Genomic DNA, 23,011 nt, shown 5'->3' with positions numbered 1-23,011 from the left:
AATGCCGATGAGGGCCCTACGCCTCGTTATAATGACGCTTGCACTGTTGATTGCAGCGTCGGCCGCCCGCGCCTTCCCCGCCGGCGACGTGGGCGCGGGACTGCCCCAGTCGTTGGAAGCCATGCGCTCCGGCCCGCCGCTGGTGCTCATCAAGAAGAGATGCGGCCCGCGTTCCATCCTGCTCGAAGGACGGTGCATCAAAAAGAGTGAGGCCGCTGGCTACTGCGGTCCGGGTTATCGCGTCGAAGGCGACAAGTGCGTCCAAGGCGCCTACCAGGGTTCCTCCAAAGGCTCGCGCGGGTGTCCGGCCGGACAAGTGTGGAACGCTCAGGAAGGCTGCCACTACGACGACTAGCAGCTACGCCGCCTTCCGGCGGCTACTGGCATTCAACCGCACCGGCAGCGCGAACACGCCGCGCAGTCCGAAGCGTTCGATCCAGGGAAGATCGTCCGGCGCCGCGAGCTCCAGGTCGGGATAGCGGCCATAGAGCCGGGCCAGCGCCGACTGTGCCTCGACGCGCGCAAGCTGCATGCCGAGGCAAAAGTGGATGCCCGTCCCGAACACGAGATGCGGATTGGGCAGGCGGTCGAGCTTGAGCGTGTCCGGCCCGTCGAAGGCAGCCGGGTCTGAATTCGCGGCCGCCAGGAGCCCGACAATGTTCTCGCCGCGCTGAAGTTTCTGGCCGAAGAACTCGCAGTCCCGTGCCACGTAACGCGGCTTGGTGCTCTGCACCGGCGTCATGTAGCGGCCGAGCTCCTCCACCGCACGCTCCATCCGCGTTGCCGGGTCGGCGAACAGGAACGCCTTCTGCGCCGGGTTCTGCTCCAGCGCGATCACGCTGTCGGCGATGAGATGCGTCGTCGTCTCGAAGCCTGCGAACAGCAGCAGGAAGACCATGGACAGCAGCTCGTCCTCGCTGAGCTTGTCGCCGTCCTGCTCCGCCCGAACCAATTCGCTGATGAGCCCTTCGCGCGGGTTTCGGCGGCACTCTTCGATCTGTTCACGGACGTAATTCACGACGCCGGGCATGGTGAACACGACCCGTATCGCGGCGAACCCACGCAAGGCGGACGTCATGTGTCCCGCCCATTCCTCGAACTTGCCGCGGTTCTCCTCCGGCAGGCCCAGAAGCCAGCAGATGACTTCCAACGGAAACCTGCGCGCGTAGGAACCCACAAGGTCGATTTCATCACGCCCGTCGATGTCGTCGAGAATCCGGTCGGCCAGCCCCTCGATCTCGGCGCGCATGTCCCGGACGAGCCGCCGCTGAAAGGCCTGGTCCACCAGCTTGCGCAAGCGCCGATGATCCGGCTCGTCCTTGAGCAGCATGTTGTTACTGAGAACCTTGATGGCGTGTGGCATCCACCAGGACAGGCCCGCAACACCGGACTTCCCCGCATGGCGGCCCTCCTGCACGAACAGGGCATTGTCCTTCAGCATGGCGGCCGTGGCCTCGTAGGTCGTGGTCGCCCAGACCTTTCCGACGAAAGGCAGCTTCAACGGGACGACCGGGCCTTTCTCGCGAAGCCCCGCAAAGAACGAATAAGGATCCTGCTTGCTCGCCCGGCTTTGCAGGTCGACCCGCAACGGCGCGCGCAACGAATAGGATTTCTGATAGCCTGCAGCCATCGAAGGGACCTCCGAATCAGTCGTTCGTTTCATCATCAAACCTCTTGGAGCGTCGGACCCATGAAGCAACTGATCGCCGCGCTTCCCGCTCTCTGCTATGCGGCCGCCCTCACGCTGGGCTTTCTCGATGTCCCTCAGCCGTTTGGAGCCGAGAGCCTCGGGCCGACCTTGCAATGGATGCTGTCCCTCGGGCTTGGCGTGCCCAGTCTATGGGCCGCGTTCTCCCATGCCGTGTTCTCCGATCACGTCGCCCAGTCCATCGGCTGGGCCCCGAGCCCCTTTCAGAAGGAAATTGCCGGCGCAAATCTCGGCATCGGCCTCGGGGCTATCGCGGCATCCATCCTGGGCCCGGAAGCGGCGTGGGCGATGACGTTCATGGCGGCAGGCTTCCTGTGGAGCGCGGCATCGGTCCACATCGCCGACATGATCCGGCGCAAGAACTTCGCCATCAACAATGCCGGGCCGATCTTCTGGTGGGACATCCTGACCCCACTCACGCTCCTGATAGGGCTCCTGATTCTTCACCGATAAACGGGGGCCGCGCCTAGCCGCCGAGCTCCCGCCAATTGGTCTCGTGCAGGTCGACACCGTAATGCGCCGCGGCCTTCTTGATATTGGCGAAGGCAAGATCCCGGTCGGCGTCAGAGACACCCTCGACTTGATCGAAACGGGCCAGCGCATTCTTTACATGCGTCGCGTCCGTCAGCGGCTCTTTGCGCTGGCGGGGAAAGGCGTAAACGCTTTCGGGAAGTTCGGCACGGTCGTGAATCTCGCCGTGCTCGGTATGGGGCATCCACGTCGCTTCCATAGGAGTTACTCCTTATCGCCGGCGCCTGCCGGCGCCGCATCAAAGTGGACTGCCAACCATATGGTGGGCGGTTCGGCCTGTGTCCAGGTCACACGATGGCGGCAATGGGCGGGCAGCAGCAGCCAGTCTCCGGGGGCGAGTTCGCGGTCGCGACTTTCGCCGTCGATGCGCAGGCGCGCGGCGCCCGAGACGAGCAGCACGAACTCATCGCGGCTCTGATCGTACCACTCGCCGTCGGGTGTCGTCTGACCCGTCGAGACGATCCGCTCGATGCGAATGCCAGGCCCCTCGAAGAGCCCGTCGAAGAGTTCTTCGGTTTGCGGACGGGTCGGGAGCCCGGCGTTCAGCGCCCCCGACAGCACCCGGCCGTCGCGCTCAAGGGGCAATCGTCGTCACCTGGTAGAAGCTCTCCAGCCATTTGCCGTCTTTCTTCGTCATGATCGACGTGATGAAGACCGTGCTGTCGACAGGCTTGTCCTCATAGGTCCCTTCGAATTTTGCGGTCAGCGTGCGCATGGCGCTATCGGGCCCCAGGAAGACGACGGTGGGCTCGCTGAGGTCGGTCTGCTTGATATCGGTCTTCGGCAATCCGGCAATCATCTGCTCGACCGTCTCCGGCCCCTTGTGAAAAGGCAAAACGGCGATGTGATCCTCGGTCATGAGCGCCTTGAGCGCGTCCGGATCGTTCGTTGCGAAAGCCTCATCCAGCTGGCCCACGGCATTGTCGATCGCCTCGACATCGGCGAGACGGTCGTCCGCGAACGCCGGCACTATGAGAAAGACACACGTAAAAAGTGCGGCGAGTGATTTGATCATGCTAGGCTCCTGTCCAGATCGGTACCGAGTGACACTTGCTATTTCATCCCGACCTACGGACTAGCACAACAGACCCTCCACGCCATGACATCTTCAGACTTCCTGAGCCGCGGCCGGCCGATCGTTAGGGGCAAGGCCGCCCTGCTCATCATCGACGTGCAGAACGGCACCTGCGGGCCCGAGGAGGCCGACGACCGTCCCGAGTTTCGCGCGGCGCTAACGGACCGCGTCGTGCCCCATATCGAGAGCCTGCTCCATGCCTTCCGGCGCGCCCGTATGGAGGTGATCTTCACGGTCATCGAGAACCTGACGTTTAACGGCCGTGACAGAAGCCTCGACTACAAGCTCTCCGGCATGGGATTCCAAAAAGGCTCGCACGAAGCGCAAGTGATCCCGCAACTCGCCCCCAAGGAGGACGAGCTTGTCCTCCCCAAATCGTCGTCGTCCGTCTTCAACTCGACGATGCTCGACTATGTGTTGCGGAATATCGGCATCGAGGACGTCTTCGTCGTCGGCTGTCTCACGGATCAATGCATCGACCATGCGGTGAAGGACGGCGCGGATCGCGGCTACTACATGACATGCATCCACGATGCCTGCGTTGCAGAGACGGAGGCGCGCCACGAAGCGGCGCTCTCCTGCTTTCACGGCTATTGCCGGATGCTCAGCACGAAGGATGTGCTGAGCATGCTCTCCGGCGGTTGAGCGCTACTGGCTCGGCGTGTTCAGGACCTTGATGTCGTAGGGCTTCAGTTCCTTGGTGGTCTTGAGGAAATCGGTGATCTCATTCACGCCGTCCACGGTAGCCGACGACCATAGGTTCGTCGTGCAGGTCGTGTCGGTATAGGTATCGGTCACAACGAGATACGGCCCCTGATCTCTGTCGACCGTACAAGCACACGACGCTTTCGTCGGATCGTCCTTGTCGACAATGCAGGGCTTGTCGAGACACCACGCCCAGGGACGGTCGTTGTTGCAAGCCGCGTAGCTCTTGATGGGATAGTACCGTGAGCTGATCTCTGTGCCCTTGTCGGTCTCCACGGTGCCGGTGCATGGCTTCTGGCCCGCGGAATACCCCGTCTTCACATCGCAAGCGCAGGAGACCGTTTCGGTGCTACCGTCGGCCGGCGTACAAGCCGCCGTCGTGCACAACGCATACGTACTCTCGCAAAGAACGAAGCTATCCTTCGAGTCCTCGTCACATCCGGCGAGCGCAAGACAGCCCAGCGCGGCAAAAGAAAAAGCGATAATCCGCTTCCACATGATCGTAGTCCTCCCGTTCCACCCTATCACGGAAATCCCTAGCGGCCGGCTCGGCTCGGAAACACCGTTGACGGAGCGTTATCCCCAGCCGGCTCAATAAACTTCGGCATAGCGCGCGCAAAGCTCCGCCTCGGGCAAGTCCGCCACATAGGCCACTTCCGATCGCTTGTGCCGCATATAGGCCTCGAAGAAGACCGGACCGAACCACGACCTCATCGCTTCGCTCGCGTCCATGAGATCCAAAGCGGCACTCAAGGAAGCCGGCAATGGCGCCTCCGTTTCCGGCAGCGAAAGCTGGCGCGCGATTCCGTCGGCCCCGGCGAAGATCATCGCGCCGAGCGCCATGTAGGGGCTGGCCGCCGCATCGCTGACGCGGAACTCGAGATTGAACTGCGCCTGCCGCTGCTCCTCTCCCGCTGCGTCGAAGACGGGACAGATTCGAAGCGCGGCCCCGCGATCCTGCAGTTTAATGTCGGCCACGGTCGGCGCCCAGCGGTCGGGCACGAGCCGCAGGTAAGACACCGGCGACGGCGCGGTCACCGCGCATAGAGCTGGAAGGTGGTGTAGAACGCCGGCGGCGAAGTGCGCCGCGACAGTGCTCAGGCCCATGGGACCGTTCGGATCGCTTGTCACCGGCGCGCCCGAAGCGTCATGGAGGCTGAAATGGATATGCACGCCGTTGCCGGCGCCACCCGCCACGGGCATCGGCGAGAAGATGGCGCGGTTCTCCAAGCGGAAAGCGGCGCCGCGCGTCATCTCGCGCGCGATCACGCCTGCATCCGCCGCGGCGAGGGCGGCGTCGGGCCCGACCGTCATCTCGAATTGCCGGGGACCATACTCGGCCAGGAAGGAATCCGGATGGACGCTCGCGGCGCGAATGGCCGCCATCACCATCTCGCCGAAGACGCCCAGGCGCCGGAAGGCATTCAGGCTGTAGGCATGACCCGGCACATCCTCGACGCCGGTATAGACAAATTCCTGTTCGAACGCCGCGAGGAGTTCGAGACCGCAGGCGTCATTCAGCGCGCCGATCGCCCGCCGCAGGAACGCACGGACGCAGCACTCCCAGGGACTTCCGTCCGTGTTGCGAATATCGCCGAGAAAGAAGTGCTCGGGCGCGGATCCATCGCGGAAATCGACATGCACCTCCGCCGTCGGATCCGGCACGATCATGAGGTCACCCGCCGTCCCGAAGGGCGTATCGAGAATGGGCCCGAAGCAGGTCTGCATGAGATTGGAGTGCGTCCAACCGATGCCGAGCTTCCGCCGGGCCGGCAGCTCGGTGGAGGGAAACCCCTTGCCGCGAACGAGGCCGGCAATGTCGCACGTCCCGACGAACGTCAAATCCTCGCGCAGCATGACACCTCCCCACGTCGACGATGCGAGTGTGTCAGTCTACGCCAGGCAGCGGCGTTAGGGAGCCGCAATTGTCGGCGGCGGACCGTTAGAGCGGTCGAATTTGCTCGCTGGCCGTCTTGACCCAGGCGGCCGACAGGCTTTGCAGTTCGCGAGCCTGCGTTTGAACGGCCCCCATATGGTTGAACCAATAGGCGACCCCGAGGCGCATGGCCTCCATCGGCGTTTTTGCACCCGCCAGATCGCGAGCGAGTTCGAGCCCTGCGCTGACGTTGGAATGGGCGATATCCACCAGCTTGGTATTCACCGCGAGGGCAGCCGGAACGGCGCTCTGCAGAGACCGGCCCAACAACGGCGCTGGCACGGTCGCCTTCGTCCGGGTGACAGGCTTGGCCTTGTTGACTGGCTTTGCCTTGAGTGACTTGGCCTTGAGTGGCTTGGACGCCGGCTTCGCGGCGGACGCCTTCGTCTTGTCGGAGACCTTCGCAACTGCCTTGGCGGCCTTCTTGACCGCAGCTTTGCTGGACGCCGTCGCAACGGCCTTTGCCGGAACTCCGCCCGTGCTCTTGTTGGATTTCCGCTTGGAAACAGCTGGCTTTGAGGCAACTGGCTTCACAGCACGTGGTTTCGTCCGTGACTTGCCATCATGTGCCGTGATCGTCGTATCCTTGGTCATCGCAAAACCCCGCTCTACGCATGGAATACCCCAATCCGCCGCTGAACAACGCGCGGCATGCAGAGGCAGTTTCAATCAGACGATGCCGCCACGGCGATTTCGCGGCGACGTTGCTGCAAGTCTGATGACTTGTTGTGACTGTTTCAATGGGAGGTACGGGCAATTCCGCGACAGCGTGACGATTCCCGCTTCGCGCCCCGGCTCACCGCTCTTGAGGAAGGTTAGCGCCGAAGGGTAAACAAGACGTACCGGCCGGCAATGCCCGGATGTCTATGCCGCGCCCGTGCGGCGCCGGGGCCGGGACTTGCGTGCCCGCCAGAATGCGCGGCATTTGATGAAAAGGTTCCAGAGTAGGAAGACCAGCAAAGCGGTGAACATCATACCGAAGGCGACAATCAGCATCGCTGGCTACCCGCGAAAGACGGACCGTGGCTCATGCCCCTAGCGCCCGTTCAAACCTCACCACCCATGACAACCGCCACAGACCCCGCCTTTTTCCGACTTCTTGCCGACAGTTACAAGCGGTTGCTTGCGTGCCCGCCGCCCTTTCTCGAAGGATGTGGCGGCGACGGCCCAGACTGGCTCTACGCCAGTGCGCCCAACTGCGTTCTGGCACATAACACGGCGGCCGACCCTCTGTTCCTCTACGCCAATAAGGCAGCACAGGCCCTATTCGAGTACGAGTGGGAGGAAATGGTCGGTATGCCCTCGCGATTTTCCGCGGAGGCTCCCAACCGGGCCGAACGCCAAAGGCTCCTGGATGCGGTAGCGCGTGACGGCTTTGCAACCGGCTACACCGGCATCCGGATATCGAAATCCGGCCGCCGCTTCCGTATCGAGGAGGGCGTTTTGTGGCAGTTGCGCGACGCCGACGGTACGCTCCACGGCGTCGCTGCAACATTCAGCGATTGGTCGTCTGTTATAGAGCGCTGACTAGCGGTAGCCGGCTGCCTTCAGAGCGGACTGGCAGGTCTTGGAAAGGCTGTTCCGCTTCTGCCGCATGCAAACTTCCAGCTGCTTGGAGCCGATCGTCTTGTCGCTGCAGTGCCGCTTATAGTCCTGCTTGCAGCTCGCACGAATGGCTTTCGTGTAAGCATCCGCGCTGGCCACACCGGCGAAAGAGACAGCCGTGAAGCCCGCGATCAACAGTCCAAAAAATACACTCTTCATGATTCAAAGTCCCTTTGTTCCCGGCAGCGCAACCTACCAAACAGCCCCGGCAGCGCAAGCCCACTTTCCGGATCGTGACGCGAAATTCAAAAAAACGCGGGTTTTGTGGGCGTGGCGCAACAGCGCATGCAACGCCATATTTCCGGGTACCTGACAGCACTTACGGATTCTCGGGCGGTTTCTTGGGCCCCGCGAATCGGCCCCCGAGCCGCGGCGTTCCGAACCGCGCGGCACGCATTTCGCGAGAATGCGGGAGAGCCTTACTGCCGAAGGCCCTGATGCACCAAGAGCCCCGTCTGCTTTCGTCGCGCCGATCCGCCGCTAGTACTTCTTCTTTTTGGTCGCTCCGGGTGTCGGCGCGGCGTCGGCAATACAGTTGGTGATATACGCCTCGCGTTCACCGGCCCGAAGCGGCGGCGTCACCTTGTTTGCTTTTCTCTCGCAAGCATTACGGACCGCGTCCGACACTTGCGCCTGTGCCGAAGCGCTAAGAACTGCGAGAACTGTCAGGGCGGCCAGAGCCGCTGCTGTGACTAACCTTGTCATATCACGCCATCCTTCGTTCGATTGTTGCACGGGGCAGTGTATCACCCTGGTAATGCCGCGGGACCGTTCCTACATGACAGCGGCCACCGCCCTGGTGGACGGTCCGCGCCCGCGGGCCTGGAGGGGTCGAGGCGACGCGAGGGGTCCGAGAGACAATGTCGCCAGTTTGTCATCTGCCACACCAATAAGTGCATTGTGCGTGAAGCGTTTCTGCAAGCGGAGGCTGTCATGAACTTCGGAGATATTGTCGGTGAAATGATCCGTCAGGGCATGTCGCCCCAGACACAGCAGCGGGTCGAACATGCCACGGGCCCGGACGGCCTTGGCGGCGGATCGGGTTCGGCCGATCTCGGCGCCATTCTCGGTAGCATTCTAGGCGACTCGTCGTCCGGCAGCAGCGCTGGAGGCGGCAGCTCGGCAGGCGGCCTGGGCGATATCCTGGGCGGCCTACTGGGTGGCCAAAGCGGCGGATCGAGTGGACAGAGTGGCGGACAAGGCTCCGGCGGTCTTGGCGACATCCTCGGCAGCGTCCTCGGCGGCGGGCAATCCTCCGGCACGCAGTCTTCAGGCGGGCTTGGCGACATCCTCGGCAATCTCGGCGGCATGCTCGGCTCACCGAGCGGTGTCGGCGGCATGAGCAAAGGCGAGCTCGGCGGTCTCGGCGCTCTGGCGGGCGCGATCCTTGGCGGCGGCGGCAGTTCCGCGAAGGGCGCGGTTGGCGGTAGCGCTATGGCCATTCTCGGCACGCTGGCCCTGTCGGCTCTCAAGAACTGGCAGGCTCAGTCGGCCGCCGGCGACAACGTCAATGCTCTCGGCCTCACCGAGACCGAAGTGAAACAGATTTCAGCTCCCGAGACGGCCGAGCTATGCCTGCGCGGCATGATCGAGGCCATCAAGTCCGACGGCCAAGTCTCGCAGGACGAGATCCAGAAGCTGACGGGCAAGCTCGCAGAGGGCGGCATCACCGACGACGAGAAGCAATTCGTTCAGGCCGAGATGGCGAAGCCGCAGGATCTGGCTGGGCTGGTGAAAGCCATTCCCAACCCGGAAGTCGGCATTCAGGTCTATGCGGCGGCGCTGATGGCGATCTCCGTCGACACGCCGGCAGAGAAAGCTTTCCTGAAAGGTCTGGCCCAGGGAGCAGGCATCGACCCCGACGCCGTCGCCCGGCTGCATCAGATGGTCGGCGCACCGGCGGCCTAGGCGGTCCGTCTTTAAAGAACCGGAGAGACCGCAACGAGTGCGCCTGTCGGAGGCGCTCAAGCGGCCCGCTCCAAACGGCCCTCGAACTTGATTGAGGGCCTGTCATTCGAGGAAAGGAAACGACATGGGTTTTTTTGATTTCGTGAAGAACGCGGGCAAGAGCATCTTTGGATCGGGCGCGGACGCCGCAGAGGCCGATCCCGCCGCGGCCATCGCCAAGGAAATCGGCGATCCGAGCCTCGCCGACAAGATCAAGGTCGAGGTCGACGGCGAAACCGTGAAGGTCACCGGCGACGTACCCGATCAGGAGACGCGCGAGAAGATCATCGTGGCTGCCGGTAATGTGGAAGGCATCTCGAAGGTCGACGAATCCCTGACGGCGGCCGACGACAAACCGGAAGGCAAGTTCCACACGGTCGCCAAGGGCGACACGCTCTGGGCCATCGCCGAGAAGTCGTACGGCGACGGCTCCAAGTACATGACCATCTTCGAAGCCAACAAGCCGATGCTCTCCCATCCCGACAAGATCTATCCGGGACAGGTTCTGCGCATCCCCATCTTCGTCGACTAGGTGTCTCCGCTAATCGCTCGGCGGATGTTCGAGCTTGAGAACGGCGGTCCTCCGGGGCCGCCGTTCTTATATCGGCCGGTCGGCCGGCGTGTCCTCCACTGTGCCGCACCCAGGCATCGTGAATCGCCACGACGGCCGATTGCCTTTCCGGCATTTCTTCCGCTAGACACGGGCGCATGGGAATTCAAGACAACTTCCTCCTGGTGGGCCTCATCTCGGGCATTGCCGTGACCCTTGCGGGGATCGCCCTCCAGTTTATCGGCCACTTCTTGTTCAAGCGGTTTGGCGACGAGGATACGAAGGAGGTCGCCGGCGTGGCCGGGTTCCGCGTGGCCGCCATATTCGGCATCGCCTGCGGCCTGATCTTTGCGGCCTCCGCTGCCTACCTCATCGAGACCAAACGCGATCTGCAGGAGGAGGCGCGGCTGATCGGCACGCTGCAATTTTTCGTCCGCAATGCCCAGGACCTTCCCAACAAGGCGGAGATCCAGGGCAACTTGCGCGCCTTTGCCGAACGGTCTCTCAAGGAGTTTCAAGCGCGCGAAGGGGTCGGTAGTGCAGGCCGCCTCACCAACACCTATTTGGGCGAGAGTTGCCGCGGCATGCTGCCGGCCGAGAATGACGCCCCCGACATCGCGTGGGCCAAGAGCGAATATCAGCGGTCCTGCAGCAAGCTCATCGACTTGCGCGGTAAGAAGCTGATCAGCTCGCGCGAACCCCTGGTCTCGACGCCCTTTTGGGCGTTCTTCGCGATCTGCTTTGCCTTCCTCGCCTTCCTGTTCGGCGTGTTCCGGCTCACACCCATCAACATCGCCTTCGCCTGCATCTTCTATTTCACGACGGGTGTCACAGGCGCGATCATCTTCGCCATGAGCAACCCCTATCACGAGCCCGGCAAAGTCGATGCGAGGCCGCTGCTGTTGCTGCTCCAGGGCGCGGACGAAGCGCCCTCTACGGACTAGTCGAGGAGCCGCGCGGCAGCTTTTGTCGAAGCCAACAAAAAACGGCCGGAGCGAACTCCGGCCGTTTTGATTTGCGCTACCGGCCTTCGGCCTGCTTGAGCGCGTGTCTGTTTGCGCTGTCGCGGACGTTAGCCTTTGATCTGCGCGGCCTTGTCCAGCAGAGCCTGGGCCTGGCGGATCGAGGCGATGTCGATGAGACGGCCGTCGAGCGACACGGCACCCTTACCTTCCTTCGCGGCCTGCTTCATGGCATCGACGATGCGCTGAGCCTTCTCGACCTCGGCGGCAGCCGGCGAGAACACTTCGTTGGCGAGCGGAATCTGCGAGGGGTGGATGGCCCACTTGCCCTCGAAGCCGAGCACGGCGCCGCGCTTGGCGGCGGCCTTGTAGCCGTCCGGATCGGAGAAGTCGCCGAACGGACCGTCGATCGGACGCAGGCCGTAGGCCCGGCACGCCACCATCATGCGCGACAGCGCATAGTGCCAAGGATCGGCCCAATGATACTGGCGCTCACCGCTCTCGTCGGCGTCGGTCAGCACGCCGTGGTCCGGGTGCGGACCACCGATACCCACGGTGCGGGCGCGCGTGGACGCGGCATAGTCGGCAACGCCAAAGCTCATGGCTTCGACGCGCGGGCTCGACTGGGCAATGGCTTCCACATTGGCCATGCCGAGCGCCGTCTCGATCAGCAGTTCGAGACCGAGCTTCTTCTCGTACTTCTTGTACTGCTCGACCTGCGTGACGAGCATGTCGATGGCATAGACGTCCTGCGGCACACCGACCTTGGGAATCAGGATCATGTCGAGGCGCGGGCAGTTTTCCAGAACCTCGATCACGTCGCGATAGGCGTAATGGGTGTCGAGACCGTTGATGCGGATCATCATGGTCTTGGTGCCCCAATCGATGTCGTTCAGACCCTCGATGATGTTCTTGCGGGCCTGCTCCTTGTCGTCGGGAGCGACGGCGTCCTCAAGGTCGAGGAAGATCACGTCCGCAGCACTCGCCGCGGCCTTCTCGAACATGCCGGGGTTGGAGCCGGGAACGGCCAGCTCCGAACGATGCAGACGGGGTGTCGCCTGCTGGATCAGCGTAAAGCTCATTTCATTCTCCTCCTGATTTAACCCGTGGCGCCGAGACCGGCGGCCACGGTATTGATGGAAAGCAACAGCGCGGATTTGTAGGACTCGCGTTCCTGCTCGTTGTCGCTTGCTCTAAACCGGCGCAACAGTTCCACCTGTTCCCGGCTAACCTGATTGACCGTCGGCAACCGTTCGGCCAGCGATGCTTGGAACTGCTTGAAGCGCTCACCCGGGAAGGTGCTGCCCGACAGCGAAAGCACCATGTCCCGCGTGAGGGCGTACTCGTTCTCAATCATCGTGAAGATCGTTTCGCGCACCTGTTCGTCGGACACGAGGCTCGCATAGTCCCGCGCGATCTTGAGATCGACCCGCGCGAGCGCCTTCTCGACTTCGTCGACGATCAGGCGGAACAGGCGCGAGCTCTTGAACATGTCTGCGAGAAGGCGTTCGCCCTTGTCGCCGCGCACTTCGAGGAAGCTCTGCAGCGCGCCGCCGACACCGTACCAGTTGGTGATCATGTGCCGATTCTGGGACCAGGCGAAAACCCACGGGATTGCCCGCAAATCCTTCAGTGAACTCGCCCCGAAACGGCGGGCGGGTCTCGACCCGATATTGAGCATCGAGATTTCTTCCAACGGGCTCGCGGCCTGGAAATAGGAAACGAGATCCGGGTTGGACAGCAGCTTGTCGTAGGCAACGCGCGACAGGCCCGACAGCGCTTCGAGCGCGTCGTCGAACTCGCCTTTCGGCTTCAGCGCCGCCTCGCGTTCGGACTTCAGCGCATGTTGCAGCACGCTCGAGGCGAGCAGCTCCATCTGATACAGCGACGTGCCCTTGTTCGCGTATTTGTACGAGACGACCTCGCCCTGCTCCGTGACGCGAAACCGGCCGCGGATCGACCCCGCCGGCTGTGCCGCGATGGCGCGGCCCGTGGGCGCGCCGCCGCGCGACACAGAACCGCCTCGGCCATGGAAGAAAGAAATCGGCGTCCCCGCACGCTCGCCCACGTGGGTCAACTGAGACTGGGCCTTCGCCAACTCCCAGTTCGAGGCGACGAAGCCGCCGTCCTTGTTCGAGTCCGAGTAGCCGAGCATGACCTCCTGGAGACCGCCCTGCCAGTGGGTCGAACGCCGGATGAGCGGAATGGCGAGCGCCTCGCGCATGATGGCGGGAGCGGCACGCAGATCGTCGATCGTTTCGAAGAGCGGCACGATCGGCATGGAGCAGATCTCCGTGCCCGCCGCGTCCAGGAACAAGCCGCCATGCTTTGCGAGCAGATAGGCGCCGAGAATATCGTCGACCGACCGGGTCATGGAAATGATGAAGGACCCGTAGGCGTCCGGATCGAGACCGCGGCGGATCTCTGCCGCCTGCTTGAACATCGCGATGGTCTCTTCCGCCTCGGCCGGCATGGGTTCGCCGGTGGGATCGGACGGAAGCGGACGGGCTAGGGCCCGTAGCAGCCAGGCGCGCCATTCCGGTGAGCCAAGCTCCGGCGGGTCGCCCTCCGCATGGCCTTCGGTGCTCCACCATAGGGCTTGCACGGCCTGTGTGGTCCGCGTCGTGTTTTCGCGAAGGTCGAGCCGCACCGTCGAAAACCGGAACAGCTCGACGGCCCGGCGCACCGGGCACACCATGTCGGCCGCGATCGTCGGACTTCTTGCTTCCGTCAGCGCACGCTCCATGCGCCGCAGATCGTGGATCAACTCGTCAGCGTTGGTGTAGTGCGGCGTGCCGACTTCGATTTCCTTGCCCCCGGCGCGCTGAATGGTGGCGTCGAGCTTGCGCAAGATGCAGGTCAGAAACTGACGGTAAGGCTCACCGGGATTGCGCTCCTTGATCATGTCTCCATCACCGCTTGCCCGCAGTTCGTATGCCAGATCCTCCTGGAAGGCCTCCGGCACCGGAAGAGCGCGCTGACTGATGGACAGCGAGCGGGCCAGGGCGATGAGACGATCGCGGTAGTGATGCAAGGCGGCCATCGCGTTCTTGCGGAGCGCCCAGCCCGTGACCTCGGTGGTCACGAATGGATTGCCGTCGCGGTCGCCGCCGATCCACGAGCCGAACTGGAAGAACGGCGGCAGGTCGAAGTCGGTATCGGGATAGTTGCGCTTCAGGGCGCCTTCGAGCAGCCCCATCATCTCCGGGGCTTTCTCGAACAGAGTCTCGTCGAAGAAATGCAGTCCACGGAGGACTTCATGCTCGACCGTGGGCTTCTGTAGATGCAACTCGCCGGTCATCCAAACAAGTTCGATCTGATCCCTGATGTCGGCAAGCAACTGCTGTTGCTCGCGGTCGGTCCAACGGACCCCCTCAAGCTCCCGGAGCAGAAGATAGATCTTGCGGTATTTCTCGAGCACCGTGACGCGCTTGGACTCGGTCGGATGCGCAGTGATCACCGGACGGATGCGCAAGTTCTCCAGGAGGTTCTGGATCTCCCGGGCTCCGATACCGGCGTGACGGGCCTCGGTCAGGACGTGATCGAAGGTCCCCAGCAGCGCATCCCGGCCGCGCGTGCGTTCAATGAAGCGGCGCCGGCGCATGGTCGCGTTCTGGTCGGCGATGGACAGGAGCTGGAACCAGATCCCTTGCGCGGACAACGCGCGCGCCATGAGCTCAGGCGTGAATTCCGTGATGGATTTCTCGGCCGTACCGGTCAGGACCGGCTCAAGCTCGGGCTGATGGCGGCGGACGACATCGAGCAGAAGGTCGAACAAGATCTCGGCGGCGCCTTCCGGCGATGTACCCGTGATCTTGGCTGCAGTGGCCACATCGGCCACCACATCGCCATCTCTCACATCCTCGTCCATGATTAACGCCCGCACTCCGATCTCACCGACCGGTTTTCTTATTCGAAGCCGAACGTCGAATGCGACGCTCAGCACACTGTATTCCGACCGCCGTGTCCGGTGACTGGCAGCCAGATGGGGCCGATCGGTCCCACCTGCAATTGTTGGCTCGTCTGGAATAGGCCGGTTCTACCATAGGCCGTATCTATGACCCCGGCGTGTCCGGCGTCTTCCTTAGACTCCCAGAACCTTGGCGACGGTGGAACCGAACTCGCTCGGATTCGGGGCCACGGTCAGCCCGTTGGCCTTCATGATCTCGGCCTTCTCGGCTGCGCTGTCACCCGCTGCCGAGATGATCGCGCCGGCGTGGCCCATGCGGCGACCCTTCGGTGCCGTGAGACCCGCGACGAAGCCGACCACCGGCTTGGACATGTTGTCCCTGATCCATGCCGAGGCTTCGGCCTCCTGCGGACCGCCGATCTCGCCGATCATCAGCACGGCATCGGTCTCCGGGTCTTCCTCGAACAGAGCGAGGTGATCCAGGAACGAGGAGCCGTTGATCGGGTCGCCGCCGATGCCGACGGATGTCGAGATGCCGATGCCATGATCCTTCATCTGCGCCGCGGCCTCGTATCCGAGCGTGCCGGAGCGCGAGATGACGCCGACCCGGCCCTGCAAATAGATGTGGCCGGGCATGATGCCGAGCATGGACTTGCCGGGGCTGATGATGCCCGCACAGTTGGGGCCAACCATCATGGTCCGGCGGTCGCGCGGATAGCGCATCAGATAGCGCTTCACCCGCATCATGTCCTGCGCCGGGATGCCGTCCGTGATGGAGCAAACCAGCCCGATACCGGCGTCGGCGCACTCCATGATCGCGTCCGCGCAGAAGGCCGGCGCGACGAAGGTGATCGACGCCTCGGCGCCGGTCTCCTTGACTGCCTCTTTGACCGTGTTGAAGAGAGGACGATCGAGATGCCGGCCGCCGCCCTTGCCCGGCGTCACGCCGCCGACCACGTTCGTGCCGTACTCGATCATTTCCTTCGCGTGGAAGGTACCCTTGTCGCCGGTCATGCCCTGAACGATCACCCGGGTTTTTTCGTCAATCAGAATACTCATTGTGAATCTCTCCGATGATCGTCTTTACGCGGCCTGCAGCTTGCCCTGACAGGCCTGAACCGCTTTCTCGGCGGCCTCGGCGAGCGTGTCGGCCGTGATCAGCTTGAGCCCGCTCTCCTCGAGGATCTTGCGGCCCTCTTCGACATTGGTCCCGGCGAGGCGCACGACCAGCGGAACCTTGATGTCGAGGTTCCCGCAGGCCTGAACCACACCCTTGGCGACCCAGTCGCAGCGATTGATGCCGGCGAAGATGTTCACCAGGATCGCCTTCACGTTGGCGTCGGAGACCACCAGCTTCATGGCCGTCTCGATGCGGTCCGGCGAAGCGCCGCCGCCCACGTCGAGGAAGTTGGCCGGCTCGCCGCCCGCGTGCTTGATCATGTCCATGGTGGCCATGGCCAGACCCGCGCCGTTCACGATGCAACCGATGTCGCCTTCCAGACCGATATAGTTGAGATTGTGCTCGGCGGCCTGAGCCTCGCGCGGATCCTGCTGCGAGGGATCGTACATGTCGGCCACGTTGTGGCGGCGGAACAGAGCGTTGTCGTCGAACGACATCTTGGCGTCGAGGGCGAGAACGCGATCGTCCTTCGTGACGACCAGCGGATTGATCTCCAGCATCTGGGCATCGCAATCGCGGAAAGCGCGATAGGCGTTCATGATGGTCGAAACGCAGCTCTGAGCCTGCTTGATCGACAGCCCAAGCTGAAACGCCAGTTCGCGGGCCTGGAAGGACTGCAGACCGACGGCCGGCTCGACGATGACCTGAAGAATGGCGTCGGGATTGTTCTTGGCGATCTCTTCGATCTCCATGCCGCCTTCTTGCGAGGCGATGACACGGATGCGCTCGGCCTTACGGTCGAGGACATAGCCGAGATAAAGCTCTTTTTCGAAGGGCTCGGCCGCTTCGATATAGACGCGCTGAACGGGCTTGCCTTCGGGGCCGGTCTGGTGCGTGACCAGACGCTTGCCGAGCAGCTCCTGCGCCGCCTCGCGGACCTCGTGATAGGTCTTGCAAATCTTGATGCCGCCCGCCTTGCCGCGCGCGCCGGCGTGGATCTGCGCCTTGACCGCCCAGCTCCAGCCGCCAAGCTCGGTCGCCGCGTAAACGGCCTGATCAGGACTGAAAGCCACCGCGCCTTTCGGCACCGGAACGCCGAAGCTACCCAGAAGTTCTTTGGCTTGATACTCGTGAACGTCCACGTCGTTCCTCCTTCTAAAAAGTCACTTCGCCGGGCTTTCTTTTGGGAGAGCCCACGCCGGACGGCGTCAGCTCACTTTGCCCTTTACGATATCGTATGCCTTCTCGGTCGTTGCCTCGGCGCCGGCGAGAAGACCCTCCAGTTCGCTTAGCTTAGACTCCACAAAGCTGGTGTCGGAAATCATTTTTGCATTGATGTATACATTTAGAGCAGCACTCCGCAGTGCTGCGTAAGCAGACAAGACCCCAACACCTGCATCGGAGATGACGTTGACGTTGCCTTTCTCCGACGCCATTAGGGCCAGATCGATGACTTCTCGGGCCAACCGGCAACAACGGATCGGGACATCGGTCGCCATCTTGAGGGCGTCCTGGATCGCCCCGCCCCGGGCAGCCTTCTCGTCGTCGGTCTCCTTGGGCATGCCGTAGGCTGCCATGACCGTATCGAAGGCGCGAACGTCGTCCTGAATCATGGCCGTCATCCGGTGACGGAGATCCTCGGCCTTGGCCAGGATCTCCTTCATGTCCTCCTCGACCTCGACGTACTTCTTTTTGCCGATCGTCAAGTTGCAGACCATGCTGACAAGGGCCGCGCCCATGCCGCCGAGGATGGCGGCAGCACTGCCACCGCCCGGCGTCGCCGCGCTGGAGGCAAGCTGATCGAGGAACGGCTCGATCGCTGTATCCTTGATCTCGGTCATTAGGCCATCTCTTTCGCAAGCGCGTAGATCTCTTCGGCGTCGTAGACGCCTTCAGAGCTCTCAAACATCTTGGTGATGCATTCGCGGTGCAATTTGAGCTTCAGCCCGCCGATACCCAGCGCGCCATAGCCGAGCTTGCCGCCGCCGACATCCTTGCCCTTGTCCATGGCGTCGACGCCTTCGATGCCCATGGGCGGCTGCGCGTTCACATCGGCCAGAAGCTCAATGTTGGGATTGTTCACCCAGGCCGACTTCGGCAGCAGCTGCACGCCGATTGCGCCGGCGGAGTAGACGATATTGGCGTCCTTGACGGCCTCGGCGCGCTCCTCGTCCGTCGAGCCCGCAGCACCCGAGACCTTGATGCCGAAACGCTTCTCGATGACCTTCGCTGCCTCTTCGGCGCGCTCCTTGGTGCGCGAAGTGATGGTGACGTCGCAGCCTTCCATGCCGAAGAAGCCCGCGGCGCGCATGCCGACGGGGCCCGTACCGGCGAGCACGACGGCCTTCTTACCCTTGAGATCGCGGCCCTTGGCCAGCAGCGCCACACCGGCAGCAGCCGTCGTGTTGGAGCCGTTCGAATCCAGCATCACGGAGACGCGGAACGGGCCGAAGAAGTGCTTCTTCACCGTCTCGAACAGCTCTTCGCCCTTGGCCATGTTGCCGCCGCCCACGAAGATCGCGGTGTTCTGCTTGTCTTTGCCGCCGCGCGTGTAGATGCAGCCATCGATCAGTGCACCGACATTATCGGGCGTGACTGCCGCATAGCCGGAGACATTGTCGGCGCCGCCGTCGTAACCGACAACCGTATCGAAGATGCTCGGCACGGGATCGGTGTCGAACAAGAACAGCAGTTTCTTCATTGCGGTTTCCCTTTACGCGTTATTCGACGACGTTCTGCGGGTTGCCCGCAACGAACGCATCGATGTTGTCCATGAGCTGATCGGCCAGGATCTGCATGGCCTCGCGGCTCGCCCACGCCACGTGCGGCGTGACGATGAAGTTCGGCATCTTGAGATCCAGAAGGATGTTTCCGTCCTTCGGCGGCTCGGTGGTGAGCACATCGAACCCGGCGCCTCCGATCGTGCCGGCTTTCAGCGCCTCGGCGAGTGCCGCTTCGTCGACGAGACCGCCGCGCGCCGTGTTGATGAGGATCGACGTGGGCTTCATCAGCTTCAGCTCCTTCTCGCCGATCATGTTCGCCGTCTCCGGCGTCAGCGGGCAGTGGAGCGTGATGACGTCGCTTTCTTTCAGCACCGTCTCGAGATCGACGAGCCCGTCCTGCGGGAACACGTCATACGGCAGGATCTTCATGCCGAGGCACTCGGCCCGCTTGGCGACCGCCTTGCCGATGGCGCCGTAACCGACGACGCCCATGGTGGAGCCGGCAATGTCGCGGATCGGGTGATCGAAGAAGCAGAACTGGTCGACCTCGGCCCAGCGTCCGTTCCTCGTATCCTCAATGTAGGCAAGCAGATTGCGCCGCAACGCGAACATCAGCGCGATCACGTGCTCGGGCACGGTGTTGAACGCATAGCCGCGAATGTTGACGACGGTGATGCCGTTGGCCTTGCAGTAGGCCTTGTCGACGACGTCGGTGCCGGTCGCCGCGACAGCGATCAGCTTGAGCTTCGGAAGCTGCTTGAGGACCTCCTCGCGCATCGGCACCTTGTTGATGATCGCGATGCTCGCGTCTTTCAGACGCTCGACGATATCCTCGGGAGTCCAAGTCGATTGGTACTCCGTGTAGTTGTGCGGAAATTTGGCCTTGCGGACATCGGCGCCAACCGACTCGCGATCGAGGAAGACGATCTCGTGTTCCACTGAACCCCCCTGTTAATGCGGCCGGCGGCTACCGCCCGCGCCGTGATGACCTCCCCGGTGCGGGCGAGCCCTACCCCGGGTGGCGTTTCGTCATGAACCTAGCCCTTGCTGGTGAAGTGCCCGGCTCCCTACTCCGCGGCCAAGCGCTGATCGGCGGCGCCATAGGCGTTGCGGAAATACTCTTGCGCGGCGGCCACGCCCGAACCGGGCTCGACCTGGATGCCGACATCGCGCATTGACATCTCGGCCCCGGAAATGGCGCCGAGCAACATCAGTTCATTGAGATCGCCGAGGTGGCCGATGCGGAACAACTTGCCGGCGACTTCCGACAAGCCTGCACCCAGCGCGAGATTGTAGCGGCGATACGCGCGCTCGATGACATCGGCGCCGTTGAAACCGCTCGGCACCATGATCGCGCTGACCGTATCGGACTGCCACTTGGGTTCCTTGGCGCAGAGCGACAGACCCCAAGCGTCGACCGCCGCACGGGTCCCGCTCGCGAGATAGCGATGGCGGGCGAAAACGTTCTCGAGACCTTCCTCGAACATCATCGCCAAGGATTCGCGCAGGCCATAGAGCAGCGGCAGCGCGGGTGTGTACGGGAAGTAGCCGCCCGCATTCGCGTTGATGTGGTCGGCGAGGTTGAAATAGGCGCGCGTGCACTTGGCCGCTTCCATTTGCGCCAGCGCCTTGGGGCTCGCGCAGAGGATGCCGAGACCGGCCGGGAGCATCATGCCCTTCTGCGAACCGGTGATGGCGAGGTCGACACCCCACTCGTCGAAGCGGAAGTCGATGCTGCCGATGGAGCTGACGCCATCCACATAGAGCAGCGCCGGATGGCCGGCCGCGTCGATCGCGCGCCGCACGGCGGCCACGTCAGAGGTCACGCCCGTGGCGGTCTCGTTGTGGACCACCAGTATACCTTTGATTTCGTGAGCTTTATCGGCTCGGAGGGCCTCTTCGATCCGGTCCGGATCGGCGCCCGTGCCCCATTCTTCCTCCTGCACGACGACCTCGAGCCCATGACGGCGGGCGAGTTCGATCCACAGATGGCTGAACTGGCCGAAGCGCGGCGCAAGGAGCTTGTCGCCCGGCGAACGGGTGTTGGTCAGGGCCGATTCCCAGGCGCCCGTACCACTGGACGGGAAGATGACGACTTGGCCTTCCTTGGTCTGGAAGACCTTCTTCATCTCCTCGAAGAGCGGGATGGTCAGGCTCGGAAAGTCAGGGGACCGATGATCCTCCATCGGCACGTGCATGGCCCGGAGAATGCGGTCCGGCACATTGGTCGGACCCGGCACAAATAGAAAATTACGACCTGGCCGCCTGGCTCCAGCCATGGGATTCCTCTCCTAGGGAATTGTTGTTTGCCCGGAGCCCAAGCAGGCCCAGACCATACGACTTTCGTATGGTGGTAGCGCCCGCTCGCGCCCCTGGCAACCCTTTTGCTTTCCCTGGGAGGGCCCGGCTAGAACAGTCCGGTAATCCTGCCTTCGGCGTCCAATTCGATGTTATTGGCGGCCGGAACCCGTGGCAGACCCGGCATTGTCATAATGTCTCCGCAGATCACCACGATGAACTCCGCGCCGGCCGAAAGCCGCACTTCGCGGACCGGAATGGTGTGACCAAGCGGCACACCCTTGGCATCGGGATTGGTCGTGAAGCTGTACTGCGTCTTGGCAATGCAGATCGGAAGCTTACCGAACCCTTCCTTTTCGAGCTCCGCGAACTTGTCGCGGACCGCCTTCGGCCCGGTAATATCCTCGGCGCCGTAGATCTCCTGCGCGACCGTGCGCACCTTGTCCCACAGCGGCATGTCGTCCGGATACAGCGGCTGGAAGTCCGACGGCTTGGTGTCGATGGTCTTGACCACGGTTTCGGCCAGATCTTTGGCGCCCGCCCCGCCGAGGGCCCAGTGGTCGGACATCACGCATTCGGCGCTGGCCGTCGAGCAGAGGCGCTGAAGCAGCGCGATCTCGTCGTCCGTATCGAGCGAGAAGCGGTTGACCGCAACCACCACCGGAACGTGGAACTTGCGGACGTTCTCGATGTGCTTTTCGAGATTGGCGAAGCCTTTCTCCAGCGCCTCGAGATTCTCCTTCTTGAGATCGTCCTTGGCGACGCCGCCATGCATCTTGAGCGCGCGGATCGTCGCCACGATCACCACGCAATCAGGCTTGAGGCCGGCCTTGCGGCACTTGATGTCGAAGAACTTCTCCGCGCCGAGATCGGCACCGAAGCCGGCTTCGGTCACCACATAGTCGGCAAGCTTCAGCGCGGCCTTCGTGGCGATCACCGAGTTGCAGCCATGGGCGATGTTCGCGAACGGACCACCATGGATGAAGGCCGGGTTATTCTCGAGCGTCTGCACCATGTTCGGCGCCAGCGCATCCTTCAGCAGCGCCGCCATGGCGCCCGCCGCCGAAATCTGGTCGGCCGTCACGGCCGTCTTGTCGCGCGTCTGTCCGATCTGAATCTGTCCGAGGCGCCGCTGAAGGTCCGCCCGGTCCTTCGCTAGGCAGAAGATCGCCATGACCTCCGAGGCCACGACGATGTCGAAGCCCGCCTCGCGCGGGAAGCCGTTCGTTACGCCGCCGAGCGACGTCACGATGGACCGCAACGCGCGGTCGTTCATATCGATGCCGCGGCGCCATGTGACACGCCGCGCGTCGATGTCGAGCTTGTTGCCCCAATAGATGTGATTGTCGATCATCGCCGCGAGCAGATTGTTGGCGGCGCCGATCGCGTGGAAGTCGCCGGTGAAATGAAGGTTGATGTCCTCCATCGGCACGACCTGTGCGTAACCGCCGCCGGCTGCACCGCCCTTCATCCCGAAGCACGGCCCAAGGCTCGGCTCCCGCAAACACATGATCGTCTTCTTGCCGATCAGATTGAGCGCATCGCCGAGGCCGACCGTGGTCGTGGTCTTGCCTTCGCCGGCGGGCGTCGGCGTGATCGCGGTGACCAGGATCAGCTTGCCGTCCGGCTTATCCTTGAGGCTGTCGATATAGTCGAGAGAGACCTTCGCCTTGTAGTGGCCGTAGGGAATAAGGTCCTTCGCCTCGATACCGAGCTTGTCCTTAGCCACGTCCAGGATCGGCCGCATCGTGGCCGCCTGACTGATCTCGATATCGGATTTTGGCTTCTTGTGTTGTTCGCTCGATCCCTCGGACATAATCGTCTACTCCCAGCCTCACTTGTCTTTTGGAACACGCGAATTTTCGCGAAACGGACGCGCACCGTATTCATTCGCTTGCCTTCTGGCAATCGTCTGTGCAGTTTCATCGCCAACAACAAGCA

At 62.9% G+C, this 23,011-nt stretch carries 24 protein-coding genes; 7 read left to right on the top strand and 17 right to left on the bottom strand.

Annotated features, from left to right (window positions below):
- Positions 1-31: 31 nt before the first annotated feature.
- Positions 32-355, top strand: coding sequence for a hypothetical protein (locus tag DCY11_RS09585; protein ID WP_159079925.1), 324 nt, complete (start codon positions 32-34; stop codon positions 353-355).
- A gap of 3 nt (positions 356-358) precedes the next feature.
- On the opposite strand, the gene DCY11_RS09580 is transcribed toward DCY11_RS09585, so the two are convergent.
- Positions 359-1,630: a cytochrome P450 gene (locus tag DCY11_RS09580; RefSeq protein WP_159079924.1), complete on the bottom strand. Its 1,272-nt coding sequence runs from the start codon at positions 1,628-1,630 to the stop codon at positions 359-361.
- A 60-nt stretch (positions 1,631-1,690) separates the two neighbouring features.
- Between DCY11_RS09580 and DCY11_RS09575 the strand changes: the two genes are divergently transcribed.
- Positions 1,691-2,161, top strand: coding sequence for a DUF6790 family protein (locus tag DCY11_RS09575; RefSeq protein WP_108682702.1), 471 nt, complete (start codon positions 1,691-1,693; stop codon positions 2,159-2,161).
- Between the two features lie 13 nt (positions 2,162-2,174).
- Here the strand turns inward: DCY11_RS09575 and DCY11_RS09570 are convergent, their stop codons facing one another.
- Genes DCY11_RS09570 through DCY11_RS09560 form a run of 3 tightly spaced genes read right to left on the bottom strand, consistent with a single transcriptional unit; the run spans position 2,175 to position 3,254 of the window.
- On the bottom strand, positions 2,175-2,438 hold the full coding sequence (locus DCY11_RS09570; RefSeq protein WP_108682701.1) for a DUF6582 domain-containing protein: 264 nt from the start codon (positions 2,436-2,438) through the stop codon (positions 2,175-2,177).
- Between the two features lie 5 nt (positions 2,439-2,443).
- A complete protein-coding gene (locus DCY11_RS09565) occupies positions 2,444-2,824 on the bottom strand; it encodes a cupin domain-containing protein (protein WP_245409331.1) in 381 nt (126 codons plus the stop codon).
- Entirely contained in the window at positions 2,814-3,254 is a 441-nt protein-coding gene (locus DCY11_RS09560) for an SgcJ/EcaC family oxidoreductase (protein ID WP_108682700.1), read from the bottom strand. The genes DCY11_RS09565 and DCY11_RS09560 overlap by 11 nt, the downstream gene beginning before the upstream one ends.
- Positions 3,255-3,338: 84 nt before the next feature.
- Here DCY11_RS09560 and DCY11_RS09555 point away from each other — a divergent pair, with 84 nt between their 5' ends.
- Entirely contained in the window at positions 3,339-3,959 is a 621-nt protein-coding gene (locus DCY11_RS09555; RefSeq protein ID WP_108682699.1) for a cysteine hydrolase family protein, read from the top strand.
- Positions 3,960-3,962: 3 nt separating this feature from the next.
- Here the strand turns inward: DCY11_RS09555 and DCY11_RS09550 are convergent, their stop codons facing one another.
- The 3 genes from DCY11_RS09550 to DCY11_RS09540 form a co-directional block, all read right to left on the bottom strand.
- Entirely contained in the window at positions 3,963-4,517 is a 555-nt protein-coding gene (locus DCY11_RS09550) for a hypothetical protein (protein WP_208430437.1), read from the bottom strand.
- Between the two features lie 93 nt (positions 4,518-4,610).
- Complete coding sequence (locus DCY11_RS09545; RefSeq protein ID WP_108682698.1) at positions 4,611-5,876, bottom strand: glutamine synthetase family protein; 1,266 nt, start codon at positions 5,874-5,876, stop codon at positions 4,611-4,613.
- An 85-nt stretch (positions 5,877-5,961) separates the two neighbouring features.
- Positions 5,962-6,549, bottom strand: a complete 588-nt coding sequence (locus tag DCY11_RS09540; protein WP_108682697.1) for a phasin family protein — start codon at positions 6,547-6,549, stop codon at positions 5,962-5,964.
- 468 nt (positions 6,550-7,017) lie between these two features.
- Here DCY11_RS09540 and DCY11_RS09535 point away from each other — a divergent pair, with 468 nt between their 5' ends.
- Positions 7,018-7,482: an MEKHLA domain-containing protein gene (locus tag DCY11_RS09535; RefSeq protein ID WP_108682696.1), complete on the top strand. Its 465-nt coding sequence runs from the start codon at positions 7,018-7,020 to the stop codon at positions 7,480-7,482.
- On the opposite strand, the gene DCY11_RS09530 is transcribed toward DCY11_RS09535, so the two are convergent.
- The gene (locus tag DCY11_RS09530) at positions 7,483-7,719 is read right to left on the bottom strand and encodes a hypothetical protein (RefSeq protein ID WP_108682695.1); all 237 of its coding nucleotides are present in this window, start codon (positions 7,717-7,719) and stop codon (positions 7,483-7,485) included.
- A 774-nt stretch (positions 7,720-8,493) separates the two neighbouring features.
- Between DCY11_RS09530 and DCY11_RS09525 the strand changes: the two genes are divergently transcribed.
- From DCY11_RS09525 to DCY11_RS09515, 3 genes are all read left to right on the top strand, one after another.
- Entirely contained in the window at positions 8,494-9,468 is a 975-nt protein-coding gene (locus DCY11_RS09525; protein ID WP_108683770.1) for a tellurite resistance TerB family protein, read from the top strand.
- 124 nt (positions 9,469-9,592) lie between these two features.
- The gene (lysM, locus tag DCY11_RS09520) at positions 9,593-10,039 is read left to right on the top strand and encodes a peptidoglycan-binding protein LysM (RefSeq protein ID WP_108682694.1); all 447 of its coding nucleotides are present in this window, start codon (positions 9,593-9,595) and stop codon (positions 10,037-10,039) included.
- 176 nt (positions 10,040-10,215) lie between these two features.
- The gene (locus tag DCY11_RS09515; protein WP_108682693.1) at positions 10,216-11,001 is read left to right on the top strand and encodes a hypothetical protein; all 786 of its coding nucleotides are present in this window, start codon (positions 10,216-10,218) and stop codon (positions 10,999-11,001) included.
- 128 nt (positions 11,002-11,129) lie between these two features.
- Here the strand turns inward: DCY11_RS09515 and DCY11_RS09510 are convergent, their stop codons facing one another.
- From DCY11_RS09510 to DCY11_RS09470, 9 genes are all read right to left on the bottom strand, one after another.
- Positions 11,130-12,101, bottom strand: coding sequence for a CoA ester lyase (locus DCY11_RS09510; protein ID WP_108682692.1), 972 nt, complete (start codon positions 12,099-12,101; stop codon positions 11,130-11,132).
- A 17-nt stretch (positions 12,102-12,118) separates the two neighbouring features.
- Positions 12,119-14,890 (bottom strand): phosphoenolpyruvate carboxylase, encoded by a 2,772-nt coding sequence (locus DCY11_RS09505; protein WP_108682691.1) that lies wholly within the window; start codon positions 14,888-14,890, stop codon positions 12,119-12,121.
- 213 nt (positions 14,891-15,103) lie between these two features.
- Positions 15,104-15,988, bottom strand: coding sequence for a succinate--CoA ligase subunit alpha (gene sucD / locus DCY11_RS09500; RefSeq protein WP_108682690.1), 885 nt, complete (start codon positions 15,986-15,988; stop codon positions 15,104-15,106).
- A 24-nt stretch (positions 15,989-16,012) separates the two neighbouring features.
- Positions 16,013-17,191, bottom strand: a complete 1,179-nt coding sequence (locus tag DCY11_RS09495) for a malate--CoA ligase subunit beta (RefSeq protein ID WP_108682689.1) — start codon at positions 17,189-17,191, stop codon at positions 16,013-16,015.
- 66 nt (positions 17,192-17,257) lie between these two features.
- Entirely contained in the window at positions 17,258-17,890 is a 633-nt protein-coding gene (gene fchA / locus DCY11_RS09490) for a methenyltetrahydrofolate cyclohydrolase (protein ID WP_108682688.1), read from the bottom strand.
- Entirely contained in the window at positions 17,890-18,750 is an 861-nt protein-coding gene (locus tag DCY11_RS09485) for an NADP-dependent methylenetetrahydromethanopterin/methylenetetrahydrofolate dehydrogenase (RefSeq protein ID WP_108682687.1), read from the bottom strand. Before DCY11_RS09485 ends, fchA begins: the two co-directional genes overlap by 1 nt.
- A gap of 19 nt (positions 18,751-18,769) precedes the next feature.
- Positions 18,770-19,711 carry a D-2-hydroxyacid dehydrogenase gene (locus DCY11_RS09480; protein ID WP_108682686.1) on the bottom strand — a complete coding sequence of 314 codons (942 nt, stop codon included), beginning with the start codon at positions 19,709-19,711 and terminating at the stop codon, positions 18,770-18,772.
- 128 nt (positions 19,712-19,839) lie between these two features.
- Entirely contained in the window at positions 19,840-21,051 is a 1,212-nt protein-coding gene (locus DCY11_RS09475; protein WP_108682685.1) for an aminotransferase class V-fold PLP-dependent enzyme, read from the bottom strand.
- 128 nt (positions 21,052-21,179) lie between these two features.
- Positions 21,180-22,886 (bottom strand): formate--tetrahydrofolate ligase, encoded by a 1,707-nt coding sequence (locus DCY11_RS09470; RefSeq protein WP_108682684.1) that lies wholly within the window; start codon positions 22,884-22,886, stop codon positions 21,180-21,182.
- Positions 22,887-23,011: the final 125 nt, after the last annotated feature.

Origin of the sequence: Methyloceanibacter sp. wino2 (assembly GCF_003071365.1) — a bacterium.
Taxonomy (GTDB): Bacteria; Pseudomonadota; Alphaproteobacteria; order Rhizobiales; family Methyloligellaceae; genus Methyloceanibacter.
This window is presented reverse-complemented; position numbering and strand designations above follow the sequence as displayed.

Bases quoted from the DNA above. Each gene is read 5' to 3' on its own strand.
- DCY11_RS09515 (WP_108682693.1), top strand. From the start codon at position 10,216: ATGGGAATTCAAGACAACTTCCTCCTGGTGGGCCTCATCTCGGGCATT.
- DCY11_RS09535 (WP_108682696.1), top strand. From the start codon at position 7,018: ATGACAACCGCCACAGACCCCGCCTTTTTCCGACTTCTTGCCGACAGT.
- DCY11_RS09580 (WP_159079924.1), bottom strand. From the start codon at position 1,630: ATGGCTGCAGGCTATCAGAAATCCTATTCGTTGCGCGCGCCGTTGCGG.
- DCY11_RS09540 (WP_108682697.1), bottom strand. From the start codon at position 6,549: ATGACCAAGGATACGACGATCACGGCACATGATGGCAAGTCACGGACG.
- DCY11_RS09510 (WP_108682692.1), bottom strand. From the start codon at position 12,101: ATGAGCTTTACGCTGATCCAGCAGGCGACACCCCGTCTGCATCGTTCG.
- DCY11_RS09585 (WP_159079925.1), top strand. From the start codon at position 32: ATGACGCTTGCACTGTTGATTGCAGCGTCGGCCGCCCGCGCCTTCCCC.
- DCY11_RS09545 (WP_108682698.1), bottom strand. From the start codon at position 5,876: ATGCTGCGCGAGGATTTGACGTTCGTCGGGACGTGCGACATTGCCGGC.
- DCY11_RS09475 (WP_108682685.1), bottom strand. From the start codon at position 21,051: ATGGCTGGAGCCAGGCGGCCAGGTCGTAATTTTCTATTTGTGCCGGGT.
- DCY11_RS09570 (WP_108682701.1), bottom strand. From the start codon at position 2,438: ATGGAAGCGACGTGGATGCCCCATACCGAGCACGGCGAGATTCACGAC.
- DCY11_RS09505 (WP_108682691.1), bottom strand. From the start codon at position 14,890: ATGGACGAGGATGTGAGAGATGGCGATGTGGTGGCCGATGTGGCCACT.
- sucD (WP_108682690.1), bottom strand. From the start codon at position 15,988: ATGAGTATTCTGATTGACGAAAAAACCCGGGTGATCGTTCAGGGCATG.
- DCY11_RS09560 (WP_108682700.1), bottom strand. From the start codon at position 3,254: ATGATCAAATCACTCGCCGCACTTTTTACGTGTGTCTTTCTCATAGTG.
- DCY11_RS09575 (WP_108682702.1), top strand. From the start codon at position 1,691: ATGAAGCAACTGATCGCCGCGCTTCCCGCTCTCTGCTATGCGGCCGCC.
- DCY11_RS09555 (WP_108682699.1), top strand. From the start codon at position 3,339: ATGACATCTTCAGACTTCCTGAGCCGCGGCCGGCCGATCGTTAGGGGC.
- DCY11_RS09550 (WP_208430437.1), bottom strand. From the start codon at position 4,517: ATGTGGAAGCGGATTATCGCTTTTTCTTTTGCCGCGCTGGGCTGTCTT.
- DCY11_RS09470 (WP_108682684.1), bottom strand. From the start codon at position 22,886: ATGTCCGAGGGATCGAGCGAACAACACAAGAAGCCAAAATCCGATATC.
- lysM (WP_108682694.1), top strand. From the start codon at position 9,593: ATGGGTTTTTTTGATTTCGTGAAGAACGCGGGCAAGAGCATCTTTGGA.
- DCY11_RS09485 (WP_108682687.1), bottom strand. From the start codon at position 18,750: ATGAAGAAACTGCTGTTCTTGTTCGACACCGATCCCGTGCCGAGCATC.
- DCY11_RS09530 (WP_108682695.1), bottom strand. From the start codon at position 7,719: ATGAAGAGTGTATTTTTTGGACTGTTGATCGCGGGCTTCACGGCTGTC.
- fchA (WP_108682688.1), bottom strand. From the start codon at position 17,890: ATGACCGAGATCAAGGATACAGCGATCGAGCCGTTCCTCGATCAGCTT.
- DCY11_RS09525 (WP_108683770.1), top strand. From the start codon at position 8,494: ATGAACTTCGGAGATATTGTCGGTGAAATGATCCGTCAGGGCATGTCG.